The organism is Enterococcus sp. DIV0213h, from assembly GCF_051711285.1.
Lineage (GTDB): Bacteria > Bacillota > Bacilli > Lactobacillales > Enterococcaceae > Enterococcus_D > Enterococcus_D casseliflavus.
This window is the reverse complement of sequence record NZ_JBIOMH010000001.1, coordinates 1,654,105-1,679,455: the sequence shown is the minus strand read 5'-3', so window position 1 is coordinate 1,679,455 and position 25,351 is coordinate 1,654,105. Positions and strand designations below refer to the sequence as shown.

23 protein-coding genes are annotated in these 25,351 nt (G+C 42.4%); 4 read left to right on the top strand and 19 right to left on the bottom strand.

Annotated elements, in window-relative coordinates; genetic code table 11:
- Window positions 1–168 precede the first annotated feature (168 nt).
- The 6 genes from IGI77_RS07575 to IGI77_RS07550 form a co-directional block, all read right to left on the bottom strand.
- Window positions 169–984: a MetQ/NlpA family ABC transporter substrate-binding protein gene (locus IGI77_RS07575; RefSeq protein WP_142968365.1), complete on the bottom strand. Its 816-nt coding sequence runs from the start codon at window positions 982–984 to the stop codon at window positions 169–171.
- Window positions 985–989: 5 nt separating this feature from the next.
- The gene (locus tag IGI77_RS07570; RefSeq protein WP_010748069.1) at window positions 990–1,658 is read right to left on the bottom strand and encodes a methionine ABC transporter permease; all 669 of its coding nucleotides are present in this window, start codon (window positions 1,656–1,658) and stop codon (window positions 990–992) included.
- Window positions 1,645–2,370: a methionine ABC transporter ATP-binding protein gene (locus tag IGI77_RS07565; RefSeq protein WP_438769800.1), complete on the bottom strand. Its 726-nt coding sequence runs from the start codon at window positions 2,368–2,370 to the stop codon at window positions 1,645–1,647. The genes IGI77_RS07570 and IGI77_RS07565 overlap by 14 nt, the downstream gene beginning before the upstream one ends.
- A gap of 11 nt (window positions 2,371–2,381) precedes the next feature.
- Window positions 2,382–3,398 carry a lipoate--protein ligase gene (locus IGI77_RS07560; RefSeq protein WP_438769799.1) on the bottom strand — a complete coding sequence of 339 codons (1,017 nt, stop codon included), beginning with the start codon at window positions 3,396–3,398 and terminating at the stop codon, window positions 2,382–2,384.
- Window positions 3,399–3,637: 239 nt separating this feature from the next.
- Window positions 3,638–5,014, bottom strand: a complete 1,377-nt coding sequence (locus IGI77_RS07555) for a hemolysin family protein (RefSeq protein ID WP_005225867.1) — start codon at window positions 5,012–5,014, stop codon at window positions 3,638–3,640.
- A 112-nt stretch (window positions 5,015–5,126) separates the two neighbouring features.
- Window positions 5,127–6,242: an AI-2E family transporter gene (locus tag IGI77_RS07550; protein WP_005225866.1), complete on the bottom strand. Its 1,116-nt coding sequence runs from the start codon at window positions 6,240–6,242 to the stop codon at window positions 5,127–5,129.
- 144 nt (window positions 6,243–6,386) lie between these two features.
- Here IGI77_RS07550 and IGI77_RS07545 point away from each other — a divergent pair, with 144 nt between their 5' ends.
- The gene (locus tag IGI77_RS07545; protein ID WP_438769798.1) at window positions 6,387–6,821 is read left to right on the top strand and encodes a GNAT family N-acetyltransferase; all 435 of its coding nucleotides are present in this window, start codon (window positions 6,387–6,389) and stop codon (window positions 6,819–6,821) included.
- A 67-nt stretch (window positions 6,822–6,888) separates the two neighbouring features.
- Here the strand turns inward: IGI77_RS07545 and IGI77_RS07540 are convergent, their stop codons facing one another.
- From IGI77_RS07540 to recX, 4 genes are all read right to left on the bottom strand, one after another.
- Window positions 6,889–7,851 (bottom strand): N-acetylmuramoyl-L-alanine amidase, encoded by a 963-nt coding sequence (locus IGI77_RS07540; protein WP_034858007.1) that lies wholly within the window; start codon window positions 7,849–7,851, stop codon window positions 6,889–6,891.
- A 160-nt stretch (window positions 7,852–8,011) separates the two neighbouring features.
- Entirely contained in the window at window positions 8,012–8,545 is a 534-nt protein-coding gene (ntdP, locus tag IGI77_RS07535; protein ID WP_005225863.1) for a nucleoside tri-diphosphate phosphatase, read from the bottom strand.
- A gap of 93 nt (window positions 8,546–8,638) precedes the next feature.
- Entirely contained in the window at window positions 8,639–9,790 is a 1,152-nt protein-coding gene (mutY, locus tag IGI77_RS07530; protein WP_016610228.1) for an A/G-specific adenine glycosylase, read from the bottom strand.
- Window positions 9,783–10,577: a recombination regulator RecX gene (gene recX, locus IGI77_RS07525; RefSeq protein WP_213357066.1), complete on the bottom strand. Its 795-nt coding sequence runs from the start codon at window positions 10,575–10,577 to the stop codon at window positions 9,783–9,785. The genes mutY and recX overlap by 8 nt, the downstream gene beginning before the upstream one ends.
- Window positions 10,578–10,691: 114 nt before the next feature.
- Between recX and rlmD the strand changes: the two genes are divergently transcribed.
- Window positions 10,692–12,068: a 23S rRNA (uracil(1939)-C(5))-methyltransferase RlmD gene (gene rlmD, locus IGI77_RS07520; RefSeq protein WP_081117300.1), complete on the top strand. Its 1,377-nt coding sequence runs from the start codon at window positions 10,692–10,694 to the stop codon at window positions 12,066–12,068.
- Between the two features lie 71 nt (window positions 12,069–12,139).
- On the opposite strand, the gene IGI77_RS07515 is transcribed toward rlmD, so the two are convergent.
- Genes IGI77_RS07515 through IGI77_RS07500 form a run of 4 tightly spaced genes read right to left on the bottom strand, consistent with a single transcriptional unit; the run spans window position 12,140 to window position 15,806 of the window.
- The gene (locus IGI77_RS07515) at window positions 12,140–12,700 is read right to left on the bottom strand and encodes a hypothetical protein (RefSeq protein WP_230319040.1); all 561 of its coding nucleotides are present in this window, start codon (window positions 12,698–12,700) and stop codon (window positions 12,140–12,142) included.
- A gap of 16 nt (window positions 12,701–12,716) precedes the next feature.
- Window positions 12,717–13,922 carry an ABC transporter permease gene (locus IGI77_RS07510; RefSeq protein WP_438769797.1) on the bottom strand — a complete coding sequence of 402 codons (1,206 nt, stop codon included), beginning with the start codon at window positions 13,920–13,922 and terminating at the stop codon, window positions 12,717–12,719.
- The gene (locus IGI77_RS07505; RefSeq protein WP_081117303.1) at window positions 13,919–14,593 is read right to left on the bottom strand and encodes an ABC transporter ATP-binding protein; all 675 of its coding nucleotides are present in this window, start codon (window positions 14,591–14,593) and stop codon (window positions 13,919–13,921) included. Before IGI77_RS07505 ends, IGI77_RS07510 begins: the two co-directional genes overlap by 4 nt.
- Window positions 14,577–15,806, bottom strand: coding sequence for an efflux RND transporter periplasmic adaptor subunit (locus tag IGI77_RS07500; protein WP_438769796.1), 1,230 nt, complete (start codon window positions 15,804–15,806; stop codon window positions 14,577–14,579). The genes IGI77_RS07505 and IGI77_RS07500 overlap by 17 nt, the downstream gene beginning before the upstream one ends.
- A gap of 244 nt (window positions 15,807–16,050) precedes the next feature.
- Here IGI77_RS07500 and IGI77_RS07495 point away from each other — a divergent pair, with 244 nt between their 5' ends.
- A complete protein-coding gene (locus IGI77_RS07495) occupies window positions 16,051–17,196 on the top strand; it encodes a sensor histidine kinase (protein ID WP_438769795.1) in 1,146 nt (381 codons plus the stop codon).
- An 18-nt stretch (window positions 17,197–17,214) separates the two neighbouring features.
- The gene (locus tag IGI77_RS07490; RefSeq protein ID WP_016610236.1) at window positions 17,215–17,892 is read left to right on the top strand and encodes a response regulator transcription factor; all 678 of its coding nucleotides are present in this window, start codon (window positions 17,215–17,217) and stop codon (window positions 17,890–17,892) included.
- Between the two features lie 144 nt (window positions 17,893–18,036).
- On the opposite strand, the gene glyS is transcribed toward IGI77_RS07490, so the two are convergent.
- The 5 genes from glyS to IGI77_RS07465 all read right to left on the bottom strand — a co-directional run bounded on the left by glyS (window position 18,037) and on the right by IGI77_RS07465 (window position 25,345).
- Window positions 18,037–20,109, bottom strand: a complete 2,073-nt coding sequence (gene glyS / locus IGI77_RS07485) for a glycine--tRNA ligase subunit beta (RefSeq protein WP_015509543.1) — start codon at window positions 20,107–20,109, stop codon at window positions 18,037–18,039.
- A 1-nt stretch (window position 20,110) separates the two neighbouring features.
- Entirely contained in the window at window positions 20,111–21,022 is a 912-nt protein-coding gene (gene glyQ, locus IGI77_RS07480) for a glycine--tRNA ligase subunit alpha (RefSeq protein WP_422700539.1), read from the bottom strand.
- Window positions 21,023–21,037: 15 nt separating this feature from the next.
- Window positions 21,038–21,277: a hypothetical protein gene (locus IGI77_RS07475; RefSeq protein WP_015509542.1), complete on the bottom strand. Its 240-nt coding sequence runs from the start codon at window positions 21,275–21,277 to the stop codon at window positions 21,038–21,040.
- Window positions 21,278–21,575: 298 nt separating this feature from the next.
- Window positions 21,576–23,333: a glycoside hydrolase family 35 protein gene (locus tag IGI77_RS07470; RefSeq protein WP_438769794.1), complete on the bottom strand. Its 1,758-nt coding sequence runs from the start codon at window positions 23,331–23,333 to the stop codon at window positions 21,576–21,578.
- A complete protein-coding gene (locus tag IGI77_RS07465) occupies window positions 23,333–25,345 on the bottom strand; it encodes a beta-galactosidase (RefSeq protein ID WP_438769793.1) in 2,013 nt (670 codons plus the stop codon). Before IGI77_RS07465 ends, IGI77_RS07470 begins: the two co-directional genes overlap by 1 nt.
- Between the last annotated feature and the right edge of the window lie 6 nt (window positions 25,346–25,351).

Here is a 25,351-nt window from a genome sequence, read left to right as displayed (position 1 = left end):
TATTTACAATGCGAACAGTATCTATTTTAACCTGTCGCTAGTTTTCTGACCAAATCAGTATATCATGGATAAGGGTGATAAAAAAGCAAAAAAAGACAAGAAATCCCTTTGACTACTCTCTTTTACAGAGTTAGGCAAAGGGCGTTCTTTCCATTTGATGGAAAGAAATTAAAATGCTGGCAATAAGGTATCGCTATGGTCGTTTTCTAAAAATTCGCGAACTTTATCGCTAGTCATGGCACGGCGCAAAACGGCGATTTTTTCAGAATCTTGATTGTCTTCTCGAGCAACCAATGAGATAGCAAAGCGATCATCGATCGTTTTTTCTAAGAAAAGGGCATCGGCTGGTTTCAAACCGATTTTCGCGATATAGGTTGGGTAGTTGTATACCAAGGATACATTCGGTTCATCATAGGCTTCCGCAAGATTCAGTAAATCAACAGATAACCATTCAAAGTTTTTGGGATTTTCGGTAACGTCTTTAAGTGTTCCATTAACACCAACGCCATCTTTAAGGGTGATCAATCCTTCTTCTGCTAAAATCGCTAACGCTCGACCTTCGTTAGACACATCATTCGGCAATGCAACTTTTGTTCCTTCTGGAATATCATTGATATCCGTATACTCTTTGGAATAAAAACCGACTTTTGCGTTGTAGATTTTATCTAACGCCACTAGGTTTGCATCTTTTTCTTCATTATACATTTGCATATATGGTTCATGTTGCGCAAAGTTGGCATCGACCTCGTCATTATTCAGCAGCTCATTGTACTGGATATTGTCATTGACTTGGACCAACTGGATTTCCCAGCCATCTTCCACTGCTTCCGCTGCAACTTTTACGACATCGGTCATTGGCGTCGTTTGCGAAGCGACCTTGATGATTTTCTCTTCGCTCGCCTCATCCGAACCCGTACCGCAAGCCCCCAATACACCTAATGCCAATACACTCAATCCTAAAACAAATCCTTTTTTCACTTTCATTCCTCCTATTTTCGTTTATCAAGTTTTCTTGCTGCTTGATTGCCAATCCCTTGCAGGATAAAGACCAAAAGAATCATGATGATAATTGCAAAATACATGACGCCATATTCATAGCGTTGATAGCCATAGCGGATCGCAAAATCGCCGATACCACCACCGCCGACGATCCCCATCACCGTCGAATAAGAAACCATACTGACTGCTGTCGTCGTTAAAGATAAAATCAAGCCGCTTCTAGCTTCCACTAGTAAAAACGACCAAACGTATTGCCATTGACTGACGCCAAGGGATTTCGCCAAATAAGAAACTTCTTCTGGGACATCCAGCAGTACTTGCTCCGTCAAGCGAGCAAAAATACTCATAGCAACGATACTCAAAGGGAAACTGGCGGGAATCGGTCCAAATGAGCTGCCTAAAAGCATTCGCGTCAGTGGGATCAAGGCTACGACAAATAATAGAAACGGAAACGAGCGGATGATCGTCACAACGAGATTCAAACCCTCATAAAGAAATGAGATTTTTTTTCCACGACTGCGGCTAAGAAAGAGCCAGACACCTAGCGGTAGTCCTAAGACAATGGCTGCGAGCATCGAAATCCCCATCATGATCGCTGTTTCTTTCAAAGACTGAAGTAATTCAGGCAGATAATACAAAATACTCTCACTGATCGTCATGCAGCAAACTCCTCTCCACTTTGTCCACATAAGAGCTTTCTTTGCGGACAATTGGCTGCGGATGATTGACAAATTCCGCCGCAAAGACGGCATCTTCCAATACAAACACACGTTGACAAATTTGTCTGACTGCGGTTAGCTCATGACTAACGAAAATGACTGCTGGCTGAAACGTCTGTTGAACTTTTTGCAGTAAAGCAAGTACATCGGCTTTCGTATCTTCATCCAGCGCACTAGTGGGTTCGTCACACAGCAGGATTTTCGGCTCACGGATCAACGCCCGTGCGATAGCTACTCGTTGTTTCTCCCCACCGCTCAACTTGGCCGGATAGATATCGGCTTTGTCTTCCATCCCAACAAATGAAAGCATCTCCAACACCTTCTTTGATGATTTCCCCATTAACTTCAAGGGCAAATAGACATTTTCAAAAACGGTTCGATTGTGTAGCAGATTGTAATTTTGAAAAATCATGCCGATTTCCTGCTGCGCATGTAGCAGTTGCTTTTTGTTTAAGGGATCGATTCGTTTCCCGTCAAAGAACAGCTCCCCACTGTCAGGTGTCTCAATTAAGTTCAAAAGCCGAAGCAACGTTGATTTCCCCGAGCCGCTTTTGCCAACGACCCCAACAATTTCCCCCGGCTGAACAGCAAAAGAAAGACTATCTAGGACGCTTCGATCGTAACGCTTTGTGATGTTGATGGCTTCTAGCATCTTTTTTCCTCCTAATCAAACAGCAACGCAAGAAATTCAGCGTTAGTCATCTGATGGATAAATTGCTCGATGGCAATATCCTTTAGCAAGCGGCTAATGGTGTTTTGTTCAAAATCAATACCTCGTAGCATCGCTTCAAGTTCACTGATCTCTTTTTGTCCAAAAAAATCACCGGTAATTTGAATCGCTGCAATCTTGCCTTTGTTGACAGTAAAATCGACTTCAACGATCCCAACCTGCGCAAACCGGTTTCTTTTTTGCCATTCAAAAGCAGGCGCTTCATTAAAAATCCACTCATTGTTCGCGTAACGTTCTTCAAACAACGTTTGGATCGCTTGGCGATCCGCATCCGTCAAGACGATCTCTTGCTCACTGATTTCATCAATCGATTCTACTTCATAGATTCGGCAAAGGAGTGTGTCTCGAAATGCCTTGGTATCCATTGATTGGTATTGTTCTGCCAAATACGGTTTAATATTCGTCACACTTTTCCGTACGGATTTCGTTGCTTTAGAGGCAATTTTTTCTTGGGCAACGTGTAGGACTTTTGTTAATTCTTCTAGATCCACATCATACATCAATGTGCCATGAGAATACGTTCGACCTTTTTTTGTATACATCGCATTGCCAGAAAACTTTTTCCCATCAATGAACAGATCATTGCGGCCATGTACTTCTACCTCCTTGGCTCCCATTGCCGCTAAGCCTTTCATGATCGGTTGTGTTGCACTTTGGTAGTCACCAAAACTCGTGGCATCTTTTTTGGTGACAAAACTAAAGCTCATGTTGCCTAGATCGTCATAAACTGCTCCACCGCCAGATGTCCTGCGAGTCAACACGATATTGCGACTCCTTAAATAGTCAAAATCAATCTCTTGATACGCATTTTGATTTCTGCCGATTATAACACATGGTTTTTGTATGTATAACAGAAGACAAGGTTCTGAAACATCTACGTTATTCATTAAATACTCTTCAGTTGCCAAATTGTAACGGATATCATCACTAAGCATACGGTAAAATTTCATTTCAAGCCCCTCGTTCTCATTAGATTTCTATGGATATTCTCGCTTTTCTTACGGAAAATTGCAATCAAACTGCTTAACGATAAGATACATGTGTTTTTTTATCTGTTTTTAAACTGTATTATTGATTAGATTTATCGTAACCGTTTCTTACAAACAAATCAAGGGGAATAAGTAAAAAAAAGGAACAAAAAAGACCAAAGCAGTTGCCTTGGTCTTTCTCATTTCATTCATGCGGAACTTTAACGGCGAGGCTCATCTTCCTCAAAATCTTTGCGGAAATAGCGGCGTTCTTCTTCTGGTTCCACTTCGCCTTCTTCTGGATCATGGAAGATTACACGGATCTTCAAGACACGTGATCCTTCCATTTCTTCAGAAATCAATTTCACGTTATCCACTTCAAAGGAAAGTTTCTCTCCTTCATCTGGAATCATTCCTAAAGCAGTGATCAAGTAGCCTGCCATCGTATCGACGTCGCTCATATGCAAGCTCATATTGAAAGCTTCATTGAAATCATCGATCAGCATCCGACCTTGGATCACGTATTCTTTATCAGAGATTTTTTCATAAAGCTCTTCGACCTCATCGGATTCATCATCGATCTCACCGACGATTTCTTCAAGCAAGTCTTCTAACGTAACTAACCCAACGACTCCGCCGTATTCATCAAGCAAGATCGCCATTTGGTTTTGGGTTTTCTTTAATTCATAAAGCAAATCATCGATAAAGACTGTTTCTGGCACAAACAGTGGTTCTTGCAAGATCTGCTTGATGTCCATTGTTTCAAAGCCGTATTTGTAGGCACATTTCAAAAGGTTTTTGGTATGCAAAATCCCAACGACTTTGTCTTTATCTTCATTATATACAGGAATACGAGAATAATTTTCTGCTAAAATTTCAGTCAAAATTTCTTCTACTGAGTCATTGATATCCACCATAAAGGCAGAGGTTCGAGGAACCATGACTTCACGGGCGACTTTCGTATCTAATGAAAAGATCCCTTGCAGCATCTCTAATTCATCTTCTTCGAAGACTCCTTCTGTTTCCAACATATACCGCATTTCATCACGGGTCATCTTTGTGTCTTCATCGTCAAATTCCATTGGAGTGATCCGCGCCAATAAGCTTGTTGAAGCAGATAAGAACCAGACGAAGGGCTTTGCAATAATCCCGATCGTTCGAATCACACCAGAAGTGAACTGGGCAACTTCTTCTGATTTGTTCATGGCGATACGTTTTGGATACAACTCACCGAAAACGATCGACACATAGGTCAAGATCGCTAAAACGATAATGTTCGCTAAGCTTTTAGCCGCCGTTCCTCCACCTAATAAAGGTGCCAGACGGGTCGACAAGGTATCTGCCAGAGATGCCCCAGATAAGATATTCACCAAGGTAATCCCAACTTGGATCGTTGACAAGAAATTTGTTGGATTATCAATGATTTTCAATAATTTTTGTGATTTGACATTTCCTTCTTCCGCTTTTTGCTCCACACGGTTTTTGTTGACTGAGACGACTGCGATCTCAGAGGCCGCTAGAAAAGCGTTGATCAATGTCAAAACGATCAATAATAAAATTTGCGCTAGAAGCGACTGACTCTCGGGGTCAGCATTCATAATAGCATTCTCTCCTTATTTTTTCATATTCTAAAAAAAATCGTGGGCTTAGCCCACGATAAAATCCTATCACAAAGTTTTTTTCTTTGCAATAAAAAACACCAGTCATTGATTACTCGATCAACCGTTCTTGATTTTTCTTGATTTTGTCATCTTTGATCAGACGAACAATAAAGACCACGATCGTCCGACAAATTGCGTAAAACGGTACTCCTAAGAAAATTCCCAGCAAACCTGCCAGATTTCCAGCGACCAATAAAACCAAGATGATCGTTAATGGATGGATCGCTAATGATTTTCCGATCACATTCGGGTAGATAACATTTCCATCTAATTGTTGGACGACTAGTACCACGACACAGCACAGCAATGCGCGGAACGGTTCATCAAAGACCGTTACTAAGACTGCTGGAATCAAGCCAAGATACGGACCTAAATAAGGAATCAAGTTTGTGACCCCTGCGATCACCCCAAAAAGAAAGGCATAGTTGACGCCGATCATCCAGTACCCAATAAACGTGAAGGTAGCGACAAAAATACATTCGATCGCTTGCCCACTGATGTAATTGGATAGTGTCTTGTTTAAATCACCTAGCAACCCAACAATCTGCTCTCGTCTTCTTTCTGGAAAGACTGTTTTCAGATTAGGAACTAGCTTTTCTCCATCCTTCAACATATAGAAAAGGATGAATGGGACTGTAACGATGATCATCGTCGCGGAAGCAATCGTACTGACGATCGATCCTAAGCTAGTGGATAACCCACTAAGAAACTGCTGCAGCAAAGAACCATAAGAAAGATTTAGGTTTTCTAACTGCTGCGCGATATCGATTTGTTTGAAAAATGGATCATCTGCGATTCTTGAGATCCAGCTTTCCATATTTTTGGCAAATGTTGGAATATTTTCCGCCAATGAAGTAATCTGACTCACCAGATTAGGAATAACGCTGACGAAAATCAAGATGATTGCTGCTACTAATAACAATAGAACCAATATGACAGCAAACAGTCGTTTTATTTTTGTCGTTTTCATCAAAAATAGGACGATTGGATTTAGCAGATAATACAGAAAGCCAGCAATCAATACTGGTGCAAATAAAGTAGAAAAAAACGTGCCGATCGGTGCAAATAGAAAATTGACTTTACTTAACACAAACACGAGTGTCACTAAAACCAATGCTTCCAATGACCAAAAGAACAGTTTTGATTGTTTGAATTTGTCGAACAAAAGATTCCCTCCCTTTTTTATAACATTATAGTTGATTTTGTAAAAAAAAGCTTGCGACTTTAGCCGCAAAAAAAAAGAAATTTGTAAAAAAAGTGGTATACTAATAAAAATAACGGAGAAATCATAGCTGAGGTGAGTTTTTTTATGCATATCGCACAAACAAAAGATACGCTAAGTGAGATCTATTTGGCGTCATTGAAAATACGAAATCAAGTGTTCGTGAAAGAGCAAGGGGTTCCATTAGCATTAGAAGTAGATGAAAATGAGGCATTGGCTGTTCATTTCGTCTTATATGACGATGACAATGAAGCAGTCGCAACCTTACGTTTTTTACCGATCTCTGATCATGAGGTGAAATTACAGCGAATGGCGGTGCCAGCTGCTCATCGAGGTTCAGGCTACGGCAGGCAGTTGATCGAGGGAGCGGAAGCTTTCATTCAAAAACAAGGAATCAAAAAAGTCACATTAGGGGCACAGTTAACTGCCAAAGAATTTTACTTGAAGTTAGGTTATCAGCCTGAAGGCGATGTCTTTTTAGACTCGGATATGCCCCATATCAAAATGAGCAAAACCTTTTAACGAGCTGTGATTACTTAAAACAGCGACCACAAAACAGATCCTTTCTCTGTTTTGTGGTCGCTGCTTTTTATTCCTCTGCTTCAACGATCTCTTCAATCGCTGTAAGCAACGCTTGCGCCACCCTTTGATCATAGCCTTCACTTGTAATCACCGCTAAATCACTGTCACTGTTCAAATAACCTAACTCCAACAAAACTGCTGGAATATATTGCTCTCGTAAAACATAATAGTTACCAAAACGAGTGCCGTTGGAACTCAATGCCACTGAACTACTCAAACTGGAAGTGATCGTTTCTGCCATCTCTTTTGCCCCAGTATAGTAATAGTAAGTTGTCAGTCCTTGATTGCTGTTTGGTAGCTCTGAATTGTCGAAATGAATGCTGATAAATAGATCTGGTTCCTCCGAGAGTGAAGCTGCAGTAATTTCAGACAGCGCTAAATAGCGATCTTCGGTGCGTGTATATCTGACTTGAATTCCCGCTTGGGTCAGTACTTCGCCGATCGTTTGGACGGTGGCTAACGTCAAATCTTTTTCCATGATCGTTTGATCCGTTGACAGTGCCCCAGAATCTTCGCCGCCGTGCCCCGCATCAAGAACGACTTTAAAGTCTGACAATTTTTTTGGAGTCTCCGAAAGTGGAACTTCTTGGATGGATGCAGAATGCTTTTCAATGTAACCCGTTATTCCATCGTCAGTTTGGATTTCAACCATCTCTTCTGTTTGACTAAGTACGGTTGCCCAACTTCCACGGTGGATCTTCCCGATGACGGTTTCTTGACTTGTTGTCTGATAGATCGATACATAATCGTTCTCACTTTCAATCGCTGCATCGTATTCTGAGGGATCCACGTAAATTTGGACCATGCTTGCCGTTTGTGCGACCTCTTCTGCTTGAGCGTCCGACTCGGTTTGAGCCGTGCTTTCTTGGGTCTCTTCTTGAACAAAATGATCATTTCTCAACACAGCAAAACCTGCCGCAAAAAGTAGAATCATGGTAGTACCGATAACAAGCTTCCCTTTTTTCTTCATTTGCTTCCCCCACTTTTTTCTTGGTCTTTCTATCATGGGACTAGCAGCTTAAACAGAACTTAAAGGCAACTGCTAGAAGCAACCCTCTCACAGCACAAAAAAACTTCAACCGAAATGGTTGAAGTTTCTCGGGAAAAATGAGCGATCCGACCCATTTCACTTATTTTTGAGACAACTGCTTGTAGCGATCATACCAAATGTCCACATACCCTTGCGAAAAGGGTCCTTTGCCATTATTGATCCAATCTACTAAAATTTTGACATTTTCTTTCAAGATAAAATCAATGTCTTGCGGATATTGCATAATCTTACTGTGCAATTCATACTCATCCACATCTAGTAAACGTTTCTCGCCATCAGGAAATACTTTGATATCAAGGTCATAATCGATATATTTCAATGCCTCTTCATCAAGTAAATACGGTGAAGCAAGATTACAATAATAGGAAACCCCCTTTTCTCGAATCATTGCAATAACATTAAACCAGTATTTTTTATGAAAATATACAATTGCTGGTTCACGGGTAACCCAGCGTCTTCCATCTGATTCGGTCACTAATGTATGATCGTTGACCCCTATCACTGAGAATTCACTGGTCTTTAAGACCATCGTATCCCGCCACGTTCGATGCAAATTGCCGTCATGTTTGTAGCTTTGAATGCTGACAAACTCTCCTTCTTTTGGAACTCGCATAGCAACCCTTCCCTCAGCAAGAAAACTTGCGTTTTGTTTGGGTGTTCATTACACCGACATCGTTAATATTATAGCAATAAAAGAAAGCTTTGCCTAGAAATCTTTATCGAGTTTCTGATATTTCTTTAATTGATCCACCAATTTCTGCTGGGGTTTTGGGAAAACATAGTTTTGAAAGGATTCTTTTGCTGCCCATTCGCTGTCTTGTAACGTGAGCTCTCCACGTTTTCTGCCGTAAAATAAAAGGACGTGCCATTTCAAATGACTAAAGATATGAGTGATTTCGCCAAAATGTCGTTTTTGCCAAACGACAGGCAGATCAGGAAAAATCTCGAGCGCATCATCTTCGGCAATCAAATCCAACTGCAGCTGCTCCTCTTTTGCCCATGTTCGCTGCAGAGCCTCGTACTGTTCTTTCGTCACTTCCACCAAAGGAAAATGCCACATAGAAGCCAATAAGCCTGTTTCAGGTCGCTGCACGAGTAAAAACGAGCCTTGATCTTCGATGGCGCCTGCGATGTAATAGACATCTTTTGGCTTTGCTTTTTTCGATTTCACTGGAAAGTCTGTTTGTCGATTCTCCGCATAAGCAAGACAATACTGACTGATGGGACACTCTTCACATTTCGGTGTGGTGGGTGTACAGATTCGTGAGCCAAGATCCATCAAGGCTTGATTAAACTCACCAGGTTCATCGGGGGAAATGATCGTTCTCATCGCCTCGTCGAATGGTCTTCGGCTGCTGGCTTTCGCAATATCTGCTTCGATACAAAATAACCGACTGACGACCCGCATCACATTTCCATCGATTGCCGGTTCTGGCAAGCCAAAAGCAATACTGCCAATCGCTCCAGCTGTGTAGGGACCAATTCCTTTTAATGAGCGAATCTCTTCAATTGATTGGGGCATTTCTCCGTCGAATTCGGCAACGATTTGCTGGGCGGCAGCCTTAAGGTTACGGGCACGAGAGTAATAACCTAAACCTTCCCAAACCTTTAAAAGCTTTTGTTCTTCGGCTGCCGCCAAGTCTTGGATCGTCGGGAATTGTTCCATAAAACGATAGAAATAGCCAATCACTGTTTCCACTCGTGTTTGTTGAAGCATGATCTCTGAGATCCAGATTGCATACGGATCGTTGGTCGCCCGCCAAGGCAGATTGCGTTTTTCTTTATGATACCAAGTTAAAAATGTTTCTTGGAACGTCTTGATTTTTTCTTCATCCCAAGTTTCCCATTGCTTACTCATCCACTACTTCCTCATCTAAGAATCGTTGTATATCATCGATGGCAAACCCTTTTTGATAAAGGCCTTGCTTGATTTTCATTTTTCGTTTCATCAACGGTAACCGCTGATGCCGCCGCATAAGTCGGGCCCCTTCTCTTTGGAGCGCTTCATTTTCTTGGTCCTCATCTTTTTCCATCGGTAATTCATCCAAAATCATCTGAATGACTCCTTGATGAAAACCTTTTTGCATCAAATGCATTTTTATCTTTTGGATCATTTCTTTATGGCTTTTGTTGTGAAAACGACGCATCGCTTTTTCAGCCGTATGATAACCGACTTCAAACTGCATTTCCTCGGTATACAAAGGCAATACTTCCTGAATCACGGAATCTTTTAATCCTTTTTTTCTCAATTGCTGACTGATGACCACGGGTCCTTTATCACTCATGCGGACTTGGGTGCGAATGTAGCTTTCTCCGTAGTTTTTGTCATCGATCAAATTCAGCTCTTTCAGACGTTCAACGACTAAGTCTCGGTCTTGTTTTTCGATTTCTTTGTCTTTCAAATAGGTACGGACTTCCATTTCAGAACGCAGCTGATAGCTGATATAGTTCATGGCTTGCTGCAATCCTAAATCAAACCCCGCACTTTTTTTGATTTCTTTTAATTCTTCTTCACTCAGTTCCTTGCCTTTTAATAGCCGAAAACGGACCAAAAGATCTTCTGAGACCCGCAGCGTTTCACCTTCTGATGTCGCCACTTCATAAAATGGTCCTTTTCCTTTATTGATACGAATAATTGTATTCATCTTCTTCACCTCGCGAACGTACATTCTATTTTACCACAACTACGATGAAATTCCTTCTAATCAAGCTGAAAAAATGTGGTAAAATGAACTGACTATTTTATTTAAGGAGTTCACATGGCAAATACACAAGTCCAGCTTGGACAAAAACTACAACTAACGATTAAACGCTTGGGGATCAACGGAGAAGGCATTGGGTATTACAAAAAGTTGATCATCTTTGTTCCCCGTGTTCTACCGGGGGAACAGGTCATTGCCGAAGTCACCAAAGCATCTCCCCGCTTTGCTGAAGCTAAGATGACCAAAATCATCAAGCCAAGCAGCGATCGCATCCAACCACCCTGCAAATTTTACGACCGGTGCGGCGGCTGCCAATTGCAGCACTTAGTCTACGACAAACAATTAGACTTCAAAAAAGACCTATTGAAACAAGCACTTGAAAAATTTAAGCCAAAAGGCTACCAACAGTTTGAACTAAGGGATACTTTAGGCATGGATGTTCCTTGGCATTACCGCAACAAAGCACAATTTCAATTGCGTTACAACAGTCAAACCAAACGAATCGAAGCGGGTTTATACGAAATGGAGTCTCATCGCTTAGTCGCCATTGATGATTGCCTCGTACAAGAACAAGATACGCAAAAAGTGATCAACGGCATCGTCCAATTGTTGAATAAATACCAGATCCCGATTTACGATGAACGCAAGAACAGCGGGATTCTACGGACATTGATGGTTCGTATCGGGATCGCGACTGGCGAAGTTCAAGTCGTGTTTATTACCAACTCTGTCAAACTGCCGCAAAAAAATGCGCTGATTCGCGAGATCAATCAGCGCTTGCCGCAAGTCGTTTCCATCATGCAAAATGTGCAAAACAAAAAAACGTCCGTCGTCATGGGAGAGGAAACGATTCATCTTTGGGGCAAAGAAGCGATCGAAGAACGGTTGAATGAACTGACCTTCGACTTGTCCGCCCGCGCATTCTTCCAGCTGAATCCACAGCAAACCAGCATCTTGTATCAAGAAGGGTTAAAAGCCCTTGACTTGAGCAAAAATGAAACAGTCGTTGATGCCTATTGCGGTGTGGGAACGATTGGGTTGAGCGTGGCTCCTTATGCCAAAGAAGTCCGCGGCATGGACATTATTCCTCAAGCAATTGAAAATGCCCAAGAAAATGCACGCCGCATTGGTGCCCAAAATACCCATTATGAAACGGGAACTGCTGAGGAGCTCTTACCAAAATGGTTCAATGAAGGCTTCAAACCTGATAGCATCATTGTTGATCCGCCAAGGACAGGCTTGGATGAACGATTATTGCAAGCTTTGCTGAAACAACCACCGAAGAAGATGGTCTATATATCTTGTAATGTTTCTACTTTAGCAAGAGACTTGGTCCAATTAGCCAAAGTGTTTCACGTAGAATATCTGCAATCAGTAGATATGTTTCCACAAACCGCCCGCTGCGAAGTAGTGGTAAAATTGACTCGCAAATAATCATTGGCCTGACAAATCATCTTGTGATTTGTCAGGCCAATATTGTTTTCGTTGTCTTTTAAGCATAACGATTAATTGATTTGTAAGACGAGGACTTTCGTGGCAATAAAGGTGTCCCCTACTCGCTGCCCATAAAGACTTACCGATCGTTCAAGCTGCAGATCCGCACGTGACCCCTCCACGATTCGAGAATTATGCGATTGTGCATCATATAGAATTACTTTTATCTCAGTCTCGCTAGTAATCGTAAAGGATAATCTTTCCTCAGATGCGATTGCCATATCAAAGACTTCGCCGTCTTCCCCTGTTCCTTGAGAAATGTTCGTCAACTCCATCTCAAAACGATCACCATCAATAAGAATGAGTGTGCCCGTTTCATCTGCTTGTGCCAATTCCTCATTCGCTCGCTCTGCATCAGTCTGAGTCACTTGTTGCGCTTTTGTCTGATCGGTTTGATCGTGATTATTTTGGGTCTCGTCTCCACTTTGACTTGTTTGCGTTTGCGCTTGTGGCGTATTGATTTGGTTGTTGATCGGTACGTTGTCGTTGTTTGTCTGTGGGTCATTCGCAGCAACACCACAACCACTAAGTAATGCCACAAACAAGATAATTGCTGTTTGTTTTTTTATCATAAAAAACACCTTCCTTTTATTCATAGCGTAATGCTTCGATCGGTTTTAATTTCGACGCTTTATAAGCGGGCAAGTAACCAAAAATCGTACCGATCAGCATTGAAAATGACACACTGATCAAAATGGATAACAATGAGATCGTCATCGGATACTCTAACAGACGCAAAGCGATCAGACTGATCAACAGACCGACGAAGATGCCAATCAGCCCGCCGATCACCGATAAAACGATTGCTTCTGTCAAAAATTGCTGCAAAATCACTTTACGTTTGGCACCCAATGCTTTCTTCAAACCGATCTCTCTGGTACGCTCTGTCACACTGACCAGCATCGTATTCATTACACCGATCCCACCGACGAGTAAGGAAATGCTAGCAATTCCCCCCAGTAAAATCATATTCGATCGATTGATATCATCGGTCATTTTCTGCACTTCATCATAGTTGCGGATGGAAAAAACAAAATCCGAAGGCGGAATACTCTTGGTCAATTCATGGCTGGCTTGAACGACTGCTGATTCTAAGACGTCCGCATTCGTTGCCTGAAACAGCACTGTTGGCCTTTGGTTGAGCTTTCCTTCGACGAAACTTTGGCTGCCTCGAGGGATGAAGACATATTTCCCTGACAGTTGCTCCGTGTCAGAAACAGCTACGCCAACGATGCGAAAGGGCGTCCCATTGATTTCGATCAGTTGATTGATAGGATCACGATACGAGAAAAAAATTTCCGCCAAATCTTTCGTAATCACCGCAACTTGCTTTTGTGTCTGCAATTCGGTTTCAGTCATTGCTCTGCCAGCAAGGATCGTATGGGGCAAAATTTCAAAGAACCCGCGATCCATGCCTAGCACTGTCGTATCGGTTTGCTGGTCTCTATGGAAAACTGTCAGATTAGCTTCATAGAACAAGCTAACGTTCTTGGCGTGATCAATGGTCAGCAACTTTTGCAGCTCTCCTTCTGATAGTTGCGGGGCATAATCAGGCAAACGATCATTTCTGCCGCTTTCGCCCGCTAAAAAAGCACTTCTGGCGTCATATTCAATCCGCATCGAGTTAGTATCACCACCAATCAGTTGCTTTTTCATGTTCTCAGTATTTCCGTTGATGATACTCACAATGGAAATGATGGAGGCAATCCCAACAATGATTCCTAGCATCGTCAACAAGGAACGCAAACGATGCTGGTAGATTGCGTGAATGGCTAAGCGAATATTTTCGGTCATCTTGTGCCCTCCTCAACAACTTCACCATCTTTAATGACGATTTGCCGCTTTGCATAGTCCGCGACTTCTTGTTCGTGGGTAATCAAAACCACTGTTTTTCCATGATGGTTCAGCTTAGTAAATAACGCCATGATCTCATGACTATTAGCGGTATCTAAAGAACCTGTCGGCTCATCTGCTAAAATCACATTTGCTTCTCCTGCTAATGCCCGAGCGATCGCTACTCGTTGTTTTTGCCCCCCTGACAACTGATTGATCCTAAAATCGATCCGATCCCTCAATCCGACACTTTCTAAGGCGTGAATTGCTCGAGTCGTTCGTTCTTCCTGATTGACACCAGCATACAAGAGCGGTAAGGCAGCATTTTGTAAAACGGATAGTTTGGGCAACAGTTCAAAATTTTGAAACACGAAGCCGATTTTTTGATTGCGGATCTCGGACAGTTCATCTTCACTCATTTGACTGGTATTTTTACCATCAAGTAGATAGCTGCCCGTTGTTGGCGTGTCTAAACAGCCAATAATATTCATCAAGGTCGACTTGCCTGATCCTGATCGGCCCATGATGGAAACAAACTCGCCAGCATTGATTGTTAAGTTGATTTTTTTCAAAACGTGAATTTCGCTAGTGCCCTGTGGGAACGTTTTGCAGACATCAATCAGTTGGATCATTTGGTTTCACATCCATTCCTTCTTGGATCCGAACTGTTGGGAAGACGAGCACCACTTGCATATCCAGTTCACTTTCTAACAGATACATGGCTTCATCCGTTTCATCTTCCATGATTTCCACGGATAGTTTACTGATTTTATGGTCCTCAACGACGTAGATGAAGGGCCTATCTTCTTCATAAAACACGAAAGATTTGGGCAGCTTGATCGCGGTTTGCTCTTCCTCAATGCGTTCTACAAAACAATGGATGCCAATACTAGGTGGATCTTCACTTTCATCCAAAACGACCTCAAAACTAAATTGCGACAAATTAGGGTTTGCGCCTTGTTCTTCAACCACTACCGAAGGCTCTTTCATATCCCCAACTCGGGTGATCTTTCCAGTCCATCGCTGACTGCCGCCATTACGGTCTCTAAGTTCAACTTTTTGACCAGGCTCAAGTTGATTGCGGCGAAATTCATCCACAGTCCCTTTTAAAAAGAGCCGACTGGTATCAACGATCGTCATAAAAGGATTTTCTGGAGCCGCTTCACTTGCGCTTCGATTCATTTGTCGCTCGTCCACGTCTTTAACGATTCCATCAATTTCGGCTTCCACGACGTCTGAGCCATGTTGCTCTTTGACTGAACGTAGTTCTAATTCTGCCCGTTCCAGCTCTAATTCGGCATCGCCAATGCTGCTTTCCAAGTTTTGCGCTTCTAGCAGTAATTGACTTTGTTGCATTTCCAAATCGGTTTTACGATCTTCCAGCCCTTCTTTGTCCTCTTCTTCCGCACTGGCAATTTTTTGTTTCGTCTCCTCCAGCTGATTCGTGACCTTATTGTATTGTTCCCATTTTTGATTCGTTTGCCGTCTTGCTTGTTCCACAGCTCTCGAGCGATTTGCCGTCGCCTGTTCTGCTTCTTTAATGGCCAAAGCCCCCTCAGGGTTAGAGTAAACAAAAAGAGCTTGCCCTGCTTTGACTTGATCCCCTGCCTCTACTTTTTTCTCAACAACTGATCCTCTTGAGCTATCCACCTTGACTTCAACCGTTCTTGCTGGTTCAACGACTCCTACTAAGTAAAAATCTGCTCTCGGTTGCAGATCTTGCAAAGTTATTTGAGTGATGGAAGGTTCTTCACGACGAGCAATCCCCCAGGCACTCGTCCAGCCTAAACTGCCGATGATCAGTAAACTACTGATGATCATGAAACTCTTTTTTGATTTGTTCATATGCTTTCTCAAACATCTCACCTTCCTGATTGGTTAATCGAATGACCACCTTTATTTAACCATTGAATCAATTTCCGTTTTGAACGTTTCTCTTAATATCCGCTGAAGATTTCTTAAGAAAGTAGAATTTTTCCATTCTTTTTTTATTAATATGAAGAATTCTTAAGAAGAATTAGCTATTCGCTCTTACTCCTCTTTGCTATAATCAAGAAAGAATCAAGAACGAGTTAGAAAGGACTGTTTCATGCGTAGTAAATATTCTTCATTTGTCTTTTTTCTGGTTGGCTTCTTCTTATTGGTAGGAGCCTTATGGCTATTAAAGGAAACGAGACTCATTCAAATGGTGCTGGATAATTTTTTTTCAAACCTCGTTTTACAGGAAGTTGTGGAATCAAGTGATGGCGAAGGCGGGATGATCCTTGGTACATTTGTCGACTGGCGCCCTGTTAAACAATTGTTCTTGGCATTCTCCCTCTTTCTCGTTTTTGCCGTTACCTTGATTTGCTATTTTATCTATCGTTATGTTTCAAGGAAAAAAATTGCAAGGATCGCCGAAGGAATTCAGCTCTTTTTCTCTCAATCGGAAGCAAGTTCGACGGGCAGCCTAGCGATCGATCATGAATTATTAAAAATAAAAGATTCGATGAACCGCAATGAGGCTCTTTTAAAGGAAGAAACACAGCGCACCAAGGACTTGATCACCTATTTGGCGCATGACTTAAAGACTCCCTTAGCTTCAGTGATCGGCTATCTCAACCTATTGTTGGATACGAAAAACTTGACCAATGAACAAATGACGCAATCCTTGACGATTGCTTTAGAAAAGTCTGAGCGTTTGGAAACGCTGATGAATGAATTTTTCGACATCACCCGTTTTAATCTGCAAGACATCCAATTGTATCAACGGGAACTTGATTTCGTCTTCTTACTGAAGCAAATCCAAGAAGAATTCTATCCGCTGCTGAAAGAAAAAGAACAAACCATCTGCTACTCTGGACCAGAGAGCTTGAAATTAAAAGCCGATAGTGAACAGTTGGCGCGAGTGTTAAACAATCTGTTAAAAAATGCCATTGCCTATGCGCCTGATCAAACCACGATCACAATGCAGCTAACCGTGGACGAACAAGCAGCAACTTTTATCCTAGCGAATCAAAGTGAGCCGATCGAACAAGAACAAATGGAGGCATTATTTGAAAAATTTTATCGTCTGGATCAAGCTCGTTCAACCAAGACAGGTGGAGCAGGTCTCGGATTGGCGATCGCCAAAGAAATTATTTTGGCCCATCAGGGAACGATCCGAGCTGCTAGCAAGAACAATGAGATTCAAATGATCGTCACATTGCCTTTAGCGACAAATCAACATGAAAAAACGAGAAAGTCAGTTAACTGAAAAGGAAGGTCAATACGAGTGGAAAAGATACTTTTAGTTGAAGATGAAAAAGAAATTTCAGATTTGATTGCCTTTTATTTACGAAACGAAAATTTTTCTGTCATCACTTGTGCAGATGGGAATGAAGCTCAGGTACAGATCGAGCAAAACAGCTTTTCTTTAGCGATTCTTGATGTCATGCTGCCAGATATCACAGGCTTTGACCTGTGTAAAATCATCCGCAAAAAGCATCATTACCCAATTATTATGTTGACAGCTAAATCTGAGGAGATCGATAAGATCACTGGTTTGACAATTGGTGCCGATGATTACATCACCAAGCCCTTTCGTCCGTTGGAAGTGATCGCTCGGGTGAAAGCTCAGATACGCCGCTCGACTCAATACAACGGCTCAGATCAAAACAAATTGATCGTGAGGGAGTTGGAATTAGATGTCAATAAGCGAAAATGTTTCTTGCAAGAAGAAGAACTTTCCCTGACGCCCATCGAATTTTCCATTTTAAAATTATTGATGGAGCGAAAAGGCCAAGTGGTAAGCTCTGAGGAAATGTTTCAAGAGGTTTGGGGCGAAAAATATTACACGTCTTCCAATAATACCATCATGGTCCACGTTCGAAACCTTCGGGAAAAAATGCACGATACCCACAAGAAGTCCTCTTATATCAAAACCGTTTGGGGGATCGGCTATAAAATTTAACACAAAAACCGTCCTTTCATTGTACGAAAAGGACGGTTTTCTTGGGACTGAACACAAGTAAATCGAGAAACATAGAAAAAAGCCAGAACTGATTCTTTCAGTTCCAGCTTTTTTTATTTAGAAACGTGCAACTGCAAGCTTCTTTTATTTCGTAATCAAAGCATCTAAACTAGCCACTGCCAGACTCATCTTCGCGATTTTATCCAACAAGGCAAAACGGTTGCGACGAATCTGTTCATCTTCCACCATGACCATTGTTTGATCAAAATAAGCTTCGATCAATGGGCGCAGTGCCACTAAGCTTTGGTAGTTTTCTTCCATCGTTTGATGTGGGAACTTGTCCTCTACTGTTAAGACCGCTTCATACAAGGCAGTTTCAGAGTCGTTTTCAAACAAGGCAGGATCAATTGCTGCTTGATCCAATTCGGCTTTTTTCGCTAAATTGATCACCCGTGTCAAAGCTTCCATCGATGGTTTGAAGTCGTTGTCCTGCAGATGTTCTCTTAACATTTGAGCCGTTTCAAACAACGTACTGATGTCTGCTTGACGTGCGCCTAAGACAGCTTCGATGACATCATGACGCGTATTTTTGCTGAGTAAGAATTGACGCAGACGACCTTTGACAAAATCGGTCACTTGTTCTTGACCAGCGGCAAGTTGAATCCCAAAAACTTCTGGTTGAGCATTAATGGCTTCACGAATTTCTTCTTGCAACTGAGCAAATGGGAAGTACCAGCGCTTTTCAGCTAAGATGCGAATAATCCCGTAGGTTTGACGGCGTAAAGCATAAGGATCGTTTGAACCGCTTGGAACCATATCAACAGCGAAGAAAGCAAGTAAGCTGTCTAATTTATCCGCAATCGCTAAAACAGCCCCGATTTTTGATTGTGGCAGCTCGCCTTCTGCTGAGATCGGCATGTAGTGTTCACGAATCGCTTGGGCAACTGCTGGTTTCTCTCCTTGGATCAGGGCATATTTTTCCCCCATGATCCCTTGCAACTCAGGGAATTCCCCTACCATATTGGTCACTAAATCAAATTTATAGATTTGAGCTGCCCGTTGAAGGTCGGTCAGTTCTTCTTGTGTTAAACCAACGGTCTTCCCGATGATTTGCGCTGCTAGTCCGACACGTTGCATTTTTTCATATAAGCTGCCGATTTTTTCGTGGAAGGTGACTTGCTTAAGTTTTTCTACGCAATGGTCAATGGTCAGCTTTTTGTCTTCATTGTAGAAAAACTCAGCATCTTCTAGACGAGCGGTCAGGACTTTTTGGTTTCCTTTGATGACATTATCGATCTTCACAGCATCCCCATTGCGGGCAGAGATGAAGTGCGGCAGCAATTCTCCGTCAAGGGTGCGGACATCGAAGTAACGTTGATGTTCTTTCATAGAAGTAACTAATACTTCTTCAGGGACAGAAAGATATTTTTCTTCAAAGTCCCCTACAAAGGCTGTTGGGTATTCAACTAGATTTGTCACTTCTTCTAGTAAGTCTTCATCTAAATCGATCCGCCAGTTGTTTTCTTGAGCGATCGCATTGATTTGTGCGGTGATCATTTGTTGACGTTCGCTTGGATCAGCGATGACAAATTGATGCTTCATTTTTTCCAAATAGTCGTCCGCATGATCAAACGTGACCGCCTCACCTAAGAAACGATGACCTTTTGACTCGCGACCGGTAACAATATCAAGGATTTGGAAAGGAATGACTTGCTCACCAAAGAGCGCTACGATCCAATGAATTGGTCGGATATATTCAAAATCGTAGTCTGCCCAGTGCATCGTTACTGGGAACGTCAAACTCGTGATTACTTCCTGCAATCCTTTCAATACCTCAACGGTTGGTTGACCTTGGGTATGTTTTGTTACATAGACATACTCAACACCTTTTAATTCACGGAAGGTGATGTCATCGGTTGTCAATCCTTGTCCACGAACAAACCCTTGAGCTGCTTTCGACCAATTGCCTGCTTCATCTAACGCGATTTTTTTCGCTGGTCCTTTGACCTCTTCTTGCGTATCCGCTTGTTTTTCAGGAATACCGGTGACATAGACAGCCAAGCGGCGAGGTGTGGAATAGGCTTCGATCGTTGTATAAGGCAATGCATGAGCATCTAAGAAAGCTGCCGTTTTTTCTTGTAATTGTTTCATACTTGGGGTTACGACATGCGCAGGTAATTCCTCTAAGCCGATTTCTAATAATAGGTTTTGTGCCATCTTATTTTCCCTCCTCAATCAGTTTTTGCGCCACTTCTGGATCAAGCAATGGATAACCGAGATTTTTCCGTTCTGCTACAAATAGTTTTGCTACTTGACGTGCCATGTTACGGATACGTGCGAGGTACCCAGCACGTTCAGTGACGGAGACTGCGCCACGTGCATCCAACAAATTGAAGGTATGGCTGCATTTTAAGATATAGTCGTAAGCTGGATGAACTAAGCGTTCATCGATACAGCGTTTTGCTTCTTTTTCAAAACGATCGAAGTTCCCTAAAAGCAAGTCTTGGTCACTGACTTCAAAGGAATATTTTGAATGTTCATACTCAGGTTGGCGGAAAATCTCACCATATTTGACACCTGCAGACCATTCAAGATCGTAGACACTTTCAACTTCTTGAATATAAGATGCCAGACGTTCTAAGCCGTAAGTGATCTCTGATGTCACTGGCTTACATGCTAAGCCGCCGACTTGTTGGAAGTACGTAAACTGAGTGATCTCCATCCCGTCTAACCACACTTCCCAACCAAGACCTGCACAACCCATCGAAGGATTTTCCCAGTTATCTTCGACAAAACGAATATCATGTTCTAATGGATCGATCCCTAAAAGACGCAGGCTTTCTAAATAAAGCTCTTGGATATTTTCAGGAGAAGGCTTCATCACGACTTGGAACTGGTGGTGCTGATACAAACGATTTGGGTTTTCCCCGTAGCGGCCATCAGCTGGACGGCGAGAAGGTTCTACGTAAGCGGCGTTCCATGGTTCTGGACCGATTGCACGTAAAAATGTGTATGGGCTCATGGTCCCAGCCCCTTTTTCTGTATCATAGGCCTGCATCAGCATACAGCCGTTTTCAGACCAGAATTTTTGCAGGGTCAAAATCATCTCTTGCACAGTTAGTTTACTCATCTTTTTCTTCCTTTCTTATAACGCATTGACAACAGGATAAAATTCGACAACTGATCCAGGGATCAATTTCACTTCGACCACGACATCTGCTTCTAAAACATCCGATAAGTCGTAAAGCATTTGGTCTGGACTCGTTGTAAATTCATGTAAAAGCTGTTCATCCTTTAAAAGGCGAACTTGCAATGGAATACTTGCTAATACTTTGAGCTTTTTTTCGGTAAACGCACTTGCTGGAATCGTCATATCAAATAACATAAAAACCCTCCTTTGTTTTTGGCTATTCTTGGTGTGAAACATAAAAAAGTCCCTATATCTATACACTTTGTATAGATATAGGGACGATAAATTCGCGGTTCCACCCTACTTCCGACAAGTCGGCAGCTTCATTGATCATGCTCACGGACGCCTGCGAAATAAGGTTCCAACTTGGCTTTCACTCTCCCAAGTTCGCTTCATGGAATGGTCTTCTTTCTTTCTTCCGATCATAGCACGGATTCGATTACCCTTATGATAGTAGTTGAAGCTAGGGTTTGTCAATGATTAATTTGAACTTTTATGCTTCTGGACCTAAATCCGCCTGATCATGAAAGACGATCTCATCAGCGATTTTCCCATCACTTTCAAAAACGATGATCTCATTCATTCCGATTTTTAAAAACGGTGCTGGGACGTACAAGCGCTGCTGCGGTCCTTTTTCCCAAAAACGGCCGATCGTATGACCATTGACTTGGACAAACCCTTTACCCCAGCCTGGCAATTCGATAAAAGTATCTGCACATTCATCAAAAGCACATTCAAAGCGTGAGAAACTTGGTTGTCCTTTTTGCCATTTTCCTTGGAAATCAATGGCATGCAAATTATCCATCGGTAAGGGATAGATTTCCCAGTTGCTTTGGAAGGCACCATTGATGATCACACCGTCTTTGATGCCTTTGTGCTGATGGTTCATTTTTACGGAATAATTGACCCGCCCCATATTCTCCACTAAGATCCCCAACTCGTTTTCTGATTCTGATAAATCGAAACTGTAGGTTTGACCGATTTCTTGATCGTAATCGATGCGCAAAAGTTCCTGGTTGATAAACGTATGGGCACGATCCATCGTATTGATCAGACGGTAGTCGGCAATCTTCCGAGCAGGCCCAATCAGTGAGCGATAATAGATATAACCTGTCGCTTGATTGCAGGCTTCCATCGATAACGGGTAATTACTTATAATCGGTTGACTGATCGTGTCGATCGTCGAAAACAAGGAGACTCGTTCTTTCACTGAGAATGTTCCATAAGCTTTTCGCTCAATTTTCATACTCAAGGGAAACTCAGGAATTTCCGCATAGTCAGCGATCACCTTTTTGAAGGCTTGGTATTTGGCAGTAGGTTCTCCCCATTCTGTCAACAAGGCATCGTAATCATAGCTAGTGACATCCGGCGCTAAGCGTTCATAATAGTTTGACCCGTTCATAAAGCCAAAGTTGGTCCCGCCATGAAACATATAGATATTGACAGAACCTAATGCTAAACAATCCTGCAATTCCTTTACTGCATCTTGTGTTGAGGTCGTATGGTGCTGGCCGTCACCCCAGGCATCAAACCAGCCGATCCAAAATTCCATGACCATCAGTGGCCGTTTTTCTCCGTGAAATCTTCGAAGTTTTTCAAAGTTTTCCTTGATGTTGGAGCCGCAGTTGATCGTAGGCAATGCCAAGTCTTTGATACTGCCGTTTTCTAGCATATCGTGCCAAGGTCCGTCGGAGGTCACTAACGGCGTTTCTACACCATGCTGCCGCATCGCAGCCACCATTTTCCGCAAATACTCTTTATCATTGGCATAGCTGCCGTATTCATTTTCTACTTGCATCATTATAATCGGACCGCCTTGGGTGATCTGCAGATCCCGCACTTGTGGAAACAAATGGGCGAAATAACGAGTGATTTTTTCCATAAATGGGGGATAATCAAACCGAAGCTTCATCATAGGATCTTGCAATAGCCAATAAGGCAGTCCCCCAAATTCCCACTCCGCACAAATATAAGGTGCTGGTCGCAAAATGACATAAAGCCCTACTTCTTGTGCCGTTTGGATAAATCGCCGCAAATCAAGGATCCCATCAAATTGATAGACACCTTCCTGTGCTTCATGAAGATTCCAAGGAACATAGGTTTCAACGGTATTACAGCCCATCAAGCGTAGTTTCTCTAAACGATCTTGCCAATATTCAGGAACGACACGAAAATAATGGATCGCTCCAGAGATCACTTTCAAAGGCTTGTTGTCTAAATAAAAGTCATCTTCAATAGCAAAAGTTCGCATCAGTTACGCTCCTCTTTGACGATATAGGTGGTGTATTGCGTCAGCATCATTTCTGAAGAAAGAACCTCGCCCGTCAGAAGATCCGTTTTTCCAACAAACATTTCTGGCAGCGGTTGTGCTTCTTCGTGGAAATTGATGATGACAAAAAATTTCGCCTCTGCATTTTCACGACAGGCAATTTCTAGTTTTGTTGCCTCCTCGATCACTGGGGTAATATCGGACTCTTCGACGATTGTTTTGAAAAGCTGATCTTGCAGCTGATCTTCCAACTGTCCACCAAAGTAATAGACGGTTCCATCGCCAAATGTATTTTTGGTCACTGCCGGCATTCCTGCATAGAAATTGCTCGTGTAATGCGCTAGCGCTTCGGCGTTTTCTAAATGGATCAAATCGCTGACTAAATTACTTGTTCCTGTAAGTTCTTCATTAACTAACGAAACCCCGTTTGATTGTTCTGGCGCTAATGCATCGATTTCTTCCACCCAGATGCCAGCTAACTCCCGCAAGGGGCCAGGGTAACCGCCTAAGTGAACATTGTCTGATTGATCAACGATGCCGCTCATATACGTTGTAAGTAAAGCACCGCCTTGCATAACGAAATCAGTTAGCCGCTCTTGCATCCCTTCTTTGATCATGTACAGAACCGGAGCTGCGACTAGCTTGTATTTTGATAAGTCAGCATCCACGGGAACCAAATCGACCGCAATATTTTGTTCGTAAAAATAGCGATAGTAGCGATGGATCTGTTCCACATATTTCAGGTCAACGGTTGGACCACTCGTATATTCTAAAGCCCAATAATTGTCCCAATCGAAAATCACAGCAACCTGTGCTTGGGTTTGCGTGCCAATGATGTCTGAAAGCTGCGCTAATTCAGCCCCAAGAGCTGCTGTTTCTCGGAAAACCCGCGTGTCTTCATGACCGACATGTTCGATGACCGCACCATGGAATTTCTCACAAGCACCAATGGAACGTCGCAATTGGAAGTATTGGATCGTATCTGCCCCATGAGCAATCGTTTGATAGCTTTGCGCTCGCATCTGTCCTGGTTTTTTTAATGAATTATAAGGCTGCCAGTTTTGTTGGGAAGGTGTTTGTTCCATCAGCATAAAGGGTTGCTGTTTTAACCCGCGCATCAAATCATGGGTCATGGCTACTAAGCTCCATGGCGTATTGTACGATGGATAATTATCCCACGAAACCAAATCCATTTCCTTTGCCCACTTGAAATAATCCAATCCTTTAAAGGTTCCCATCAAATTCGTTGTAATCGGTGTTGTGGGATCGATTTTCCGAATAGCGTCCCGCTCCATCATGTAGTTTTTTAAAAGACTATCCGAGTTGAACCGCCGGTAGTCAATAGAAATTCCTGCAAATGCCGTCTTGTCATAGCCGATTCCTTCTGACAGCGCATTTGGCAACACGATTTCATCCCATTCATACACGGTATGACCCCAAAATTCCATATTCCAGGCTTTATTCAGTGCTTCGATCGTATGATATTTATCCTTTAACCAGACACGAAACGCTTTTTCACAGTTGTCGCAATAACATTCGCCGCCGTATTCATTATTGATGTGCCAACAAGTCACTTGTGGATTTTCGCCGTAACGTTCGGCTAATTTCGTTGCCAAGCGTTCTGCGTATTTTTGATAAACCAAACTGTTGGGACAGGCATTGTGCCGTTGCCCAAACTTATGATGGCGTCCATCATAATCGGTGCGAGCGACTTCTGGATACTTCTTAAACATCCAAGCTGGCAAAGCAGCTGTGGAAGTGGCTAAGACGATGTCGAAACCTTCCGTACTTAATTTTTCGATGATTTGATCCAATTCCTCAAAATCATAACAATTTTCAGAGGGTTGGATCTTTGCCCATGAAAAAACATTGACGGTCGCGCTATTGATACTTGCTTTTTTAAAGATCCGAATGTCTTCTTCCCAAATCTCTTTCGGCCACTGATTTGGATTATAATCGCCGCCAAATAGAATTCTATCAAAAAATTTTGTCATGTAAGT

Coding starts and splice junctions, on each gene's coding strand:
- mutY (WP_016610228.1), bottom strand. CDS start 9,790: ATGAGTAAGCAATGGGAAACTTGGGATGAAGAAAAAATCAAGACGTTC.
- IGI77_RS07475 (WP_015509542.1), bottom strand. CDS start 21,277: ATGTTATTTGATATGACGATTCCAGCAAGTGCGTTTACCGAAAAAAAG.
- IGI77_RS07470 (WP_438769794.1), bottom strand. CDS start 23,333: ATGCGAACTTTTGCTATTGAAGATGACTTTTATTTAGACAACAAGCCT.
- IGI77_RS07575 (WP_142968365.1), bottom strand. CDS start 984: ATGAAAGTGAAAAAAGGATTTGTTTTAGGATTGAGTGTATTGGCATTA.
- recX (WP_213357066.1), bottom strand. CDS start 10,577: ATGAATACAATTATTCGTATCAATAAAGGAAAAGGACCATTTTATGAA.
- IGI77_RS07465 (WP_438769793.1), bottom strand. CDS start 25,345: ATGACAAAATTTTTTGATAGAATTCTATTTGGCGGCGATTATAATCCA.
- IGI77_RS07560 (WP_438769799.1), bottom strand. CDS start 3,398: ATGAAATTTTACCGTATGCTTAGTGATGATATCCGTTACAATTTGGCA.
- ntdP (WP_005225863.1), bottom strand. CDS start 8,545: ATGCGAGTTCCAAAAGAAGGAGAGTTTGTCAGCATTCAAAGCTACAAA.
- IGI77_RS07570 (WP_010748069.1), bottom strand. CDS start 1,658: ATGACGATCAGTGAGAGTATTTTGTATTATCTGCCTGAATTACTTCAG.
- glyS (WP_015509543.1), bottom strand. CDS start 20,109: ATGGCACAAAACCTATTATTAGAAATCGGCTTAGAGGAATTACCTGCG.
- IGI77_RS07500 (WP_438769796.1), bottom strand. CDS start 15,806: ATGAACAAATCAAAAAAGAGTTTCATGATCATCAGTAGTTTACTGATC.
- IGI77_RS07510 (WP_438769797.1), bottom strand. CDS start 13,922: ATGACCGAAAATATTCGCTTAGCCATTCACGCAATCTACCAGCATCGT.
- IGI77_RS07565 (WP_438769800.1), bottom strand. CDS start 2,370: ATGCTAGAAGCCATCAACATCACAAAGCGTTACGATCGAAGCGTCCTA.
- IGI77_RS07515 (WP_230319040.1), bottom strand. CDS start 12,700: ATGATAAAAAAACAAACAGCAATTATCTTGTTTGTGGCATTACTTAGT.
- IGI77_RS07540 (WP_034858007.1), bottom strand. CDS start 7,851: ATGAAGAAAAAAGGGAAGCTTGTTATCGGTACTACCATGATTCTACTT.
- IGI77_RS07545 (WP_438769798.1), top strand. CDS start 6,387: ATGCATATCGCACAAACAAAAGATACGCTAAGTGAGATCTATTTGGCG.
- IGI77_RS07555 (WP_005225867.1), bottom strand. CDS start 5,014: ATGAATGCTGACCCCGAGAGTCAGTCGCTTCTAGCGCAAATTTTATTA.
- IGI77_RS07495 (WP_438769795.1), top strand. CDS start 16,051: ATGCGTAGTAAATATTCTTCATTTGTCTTTTTTCTGGTTGGCTTCTTC.
- IGI77_RS07505 (WP_081117303.1), bottom strand. CDS start 14,593: ATGATCCAACTGATTGATGTCTGCAAAACGTTCCCACAGGGCACTAGC.
- glyQ (WP_422700539.1), bottom strand. CDS start 21,022: ATGAGTAAACTAACTGTGCAAGAGATGATTTTGACCCTGCAAAAATTC.
- rlmD (WP_081117300.1), top strand. CDS start 10,692: ATGGCAAATACACAAGTCCAGCTTGGACAAAAACTACAACTAACGATT.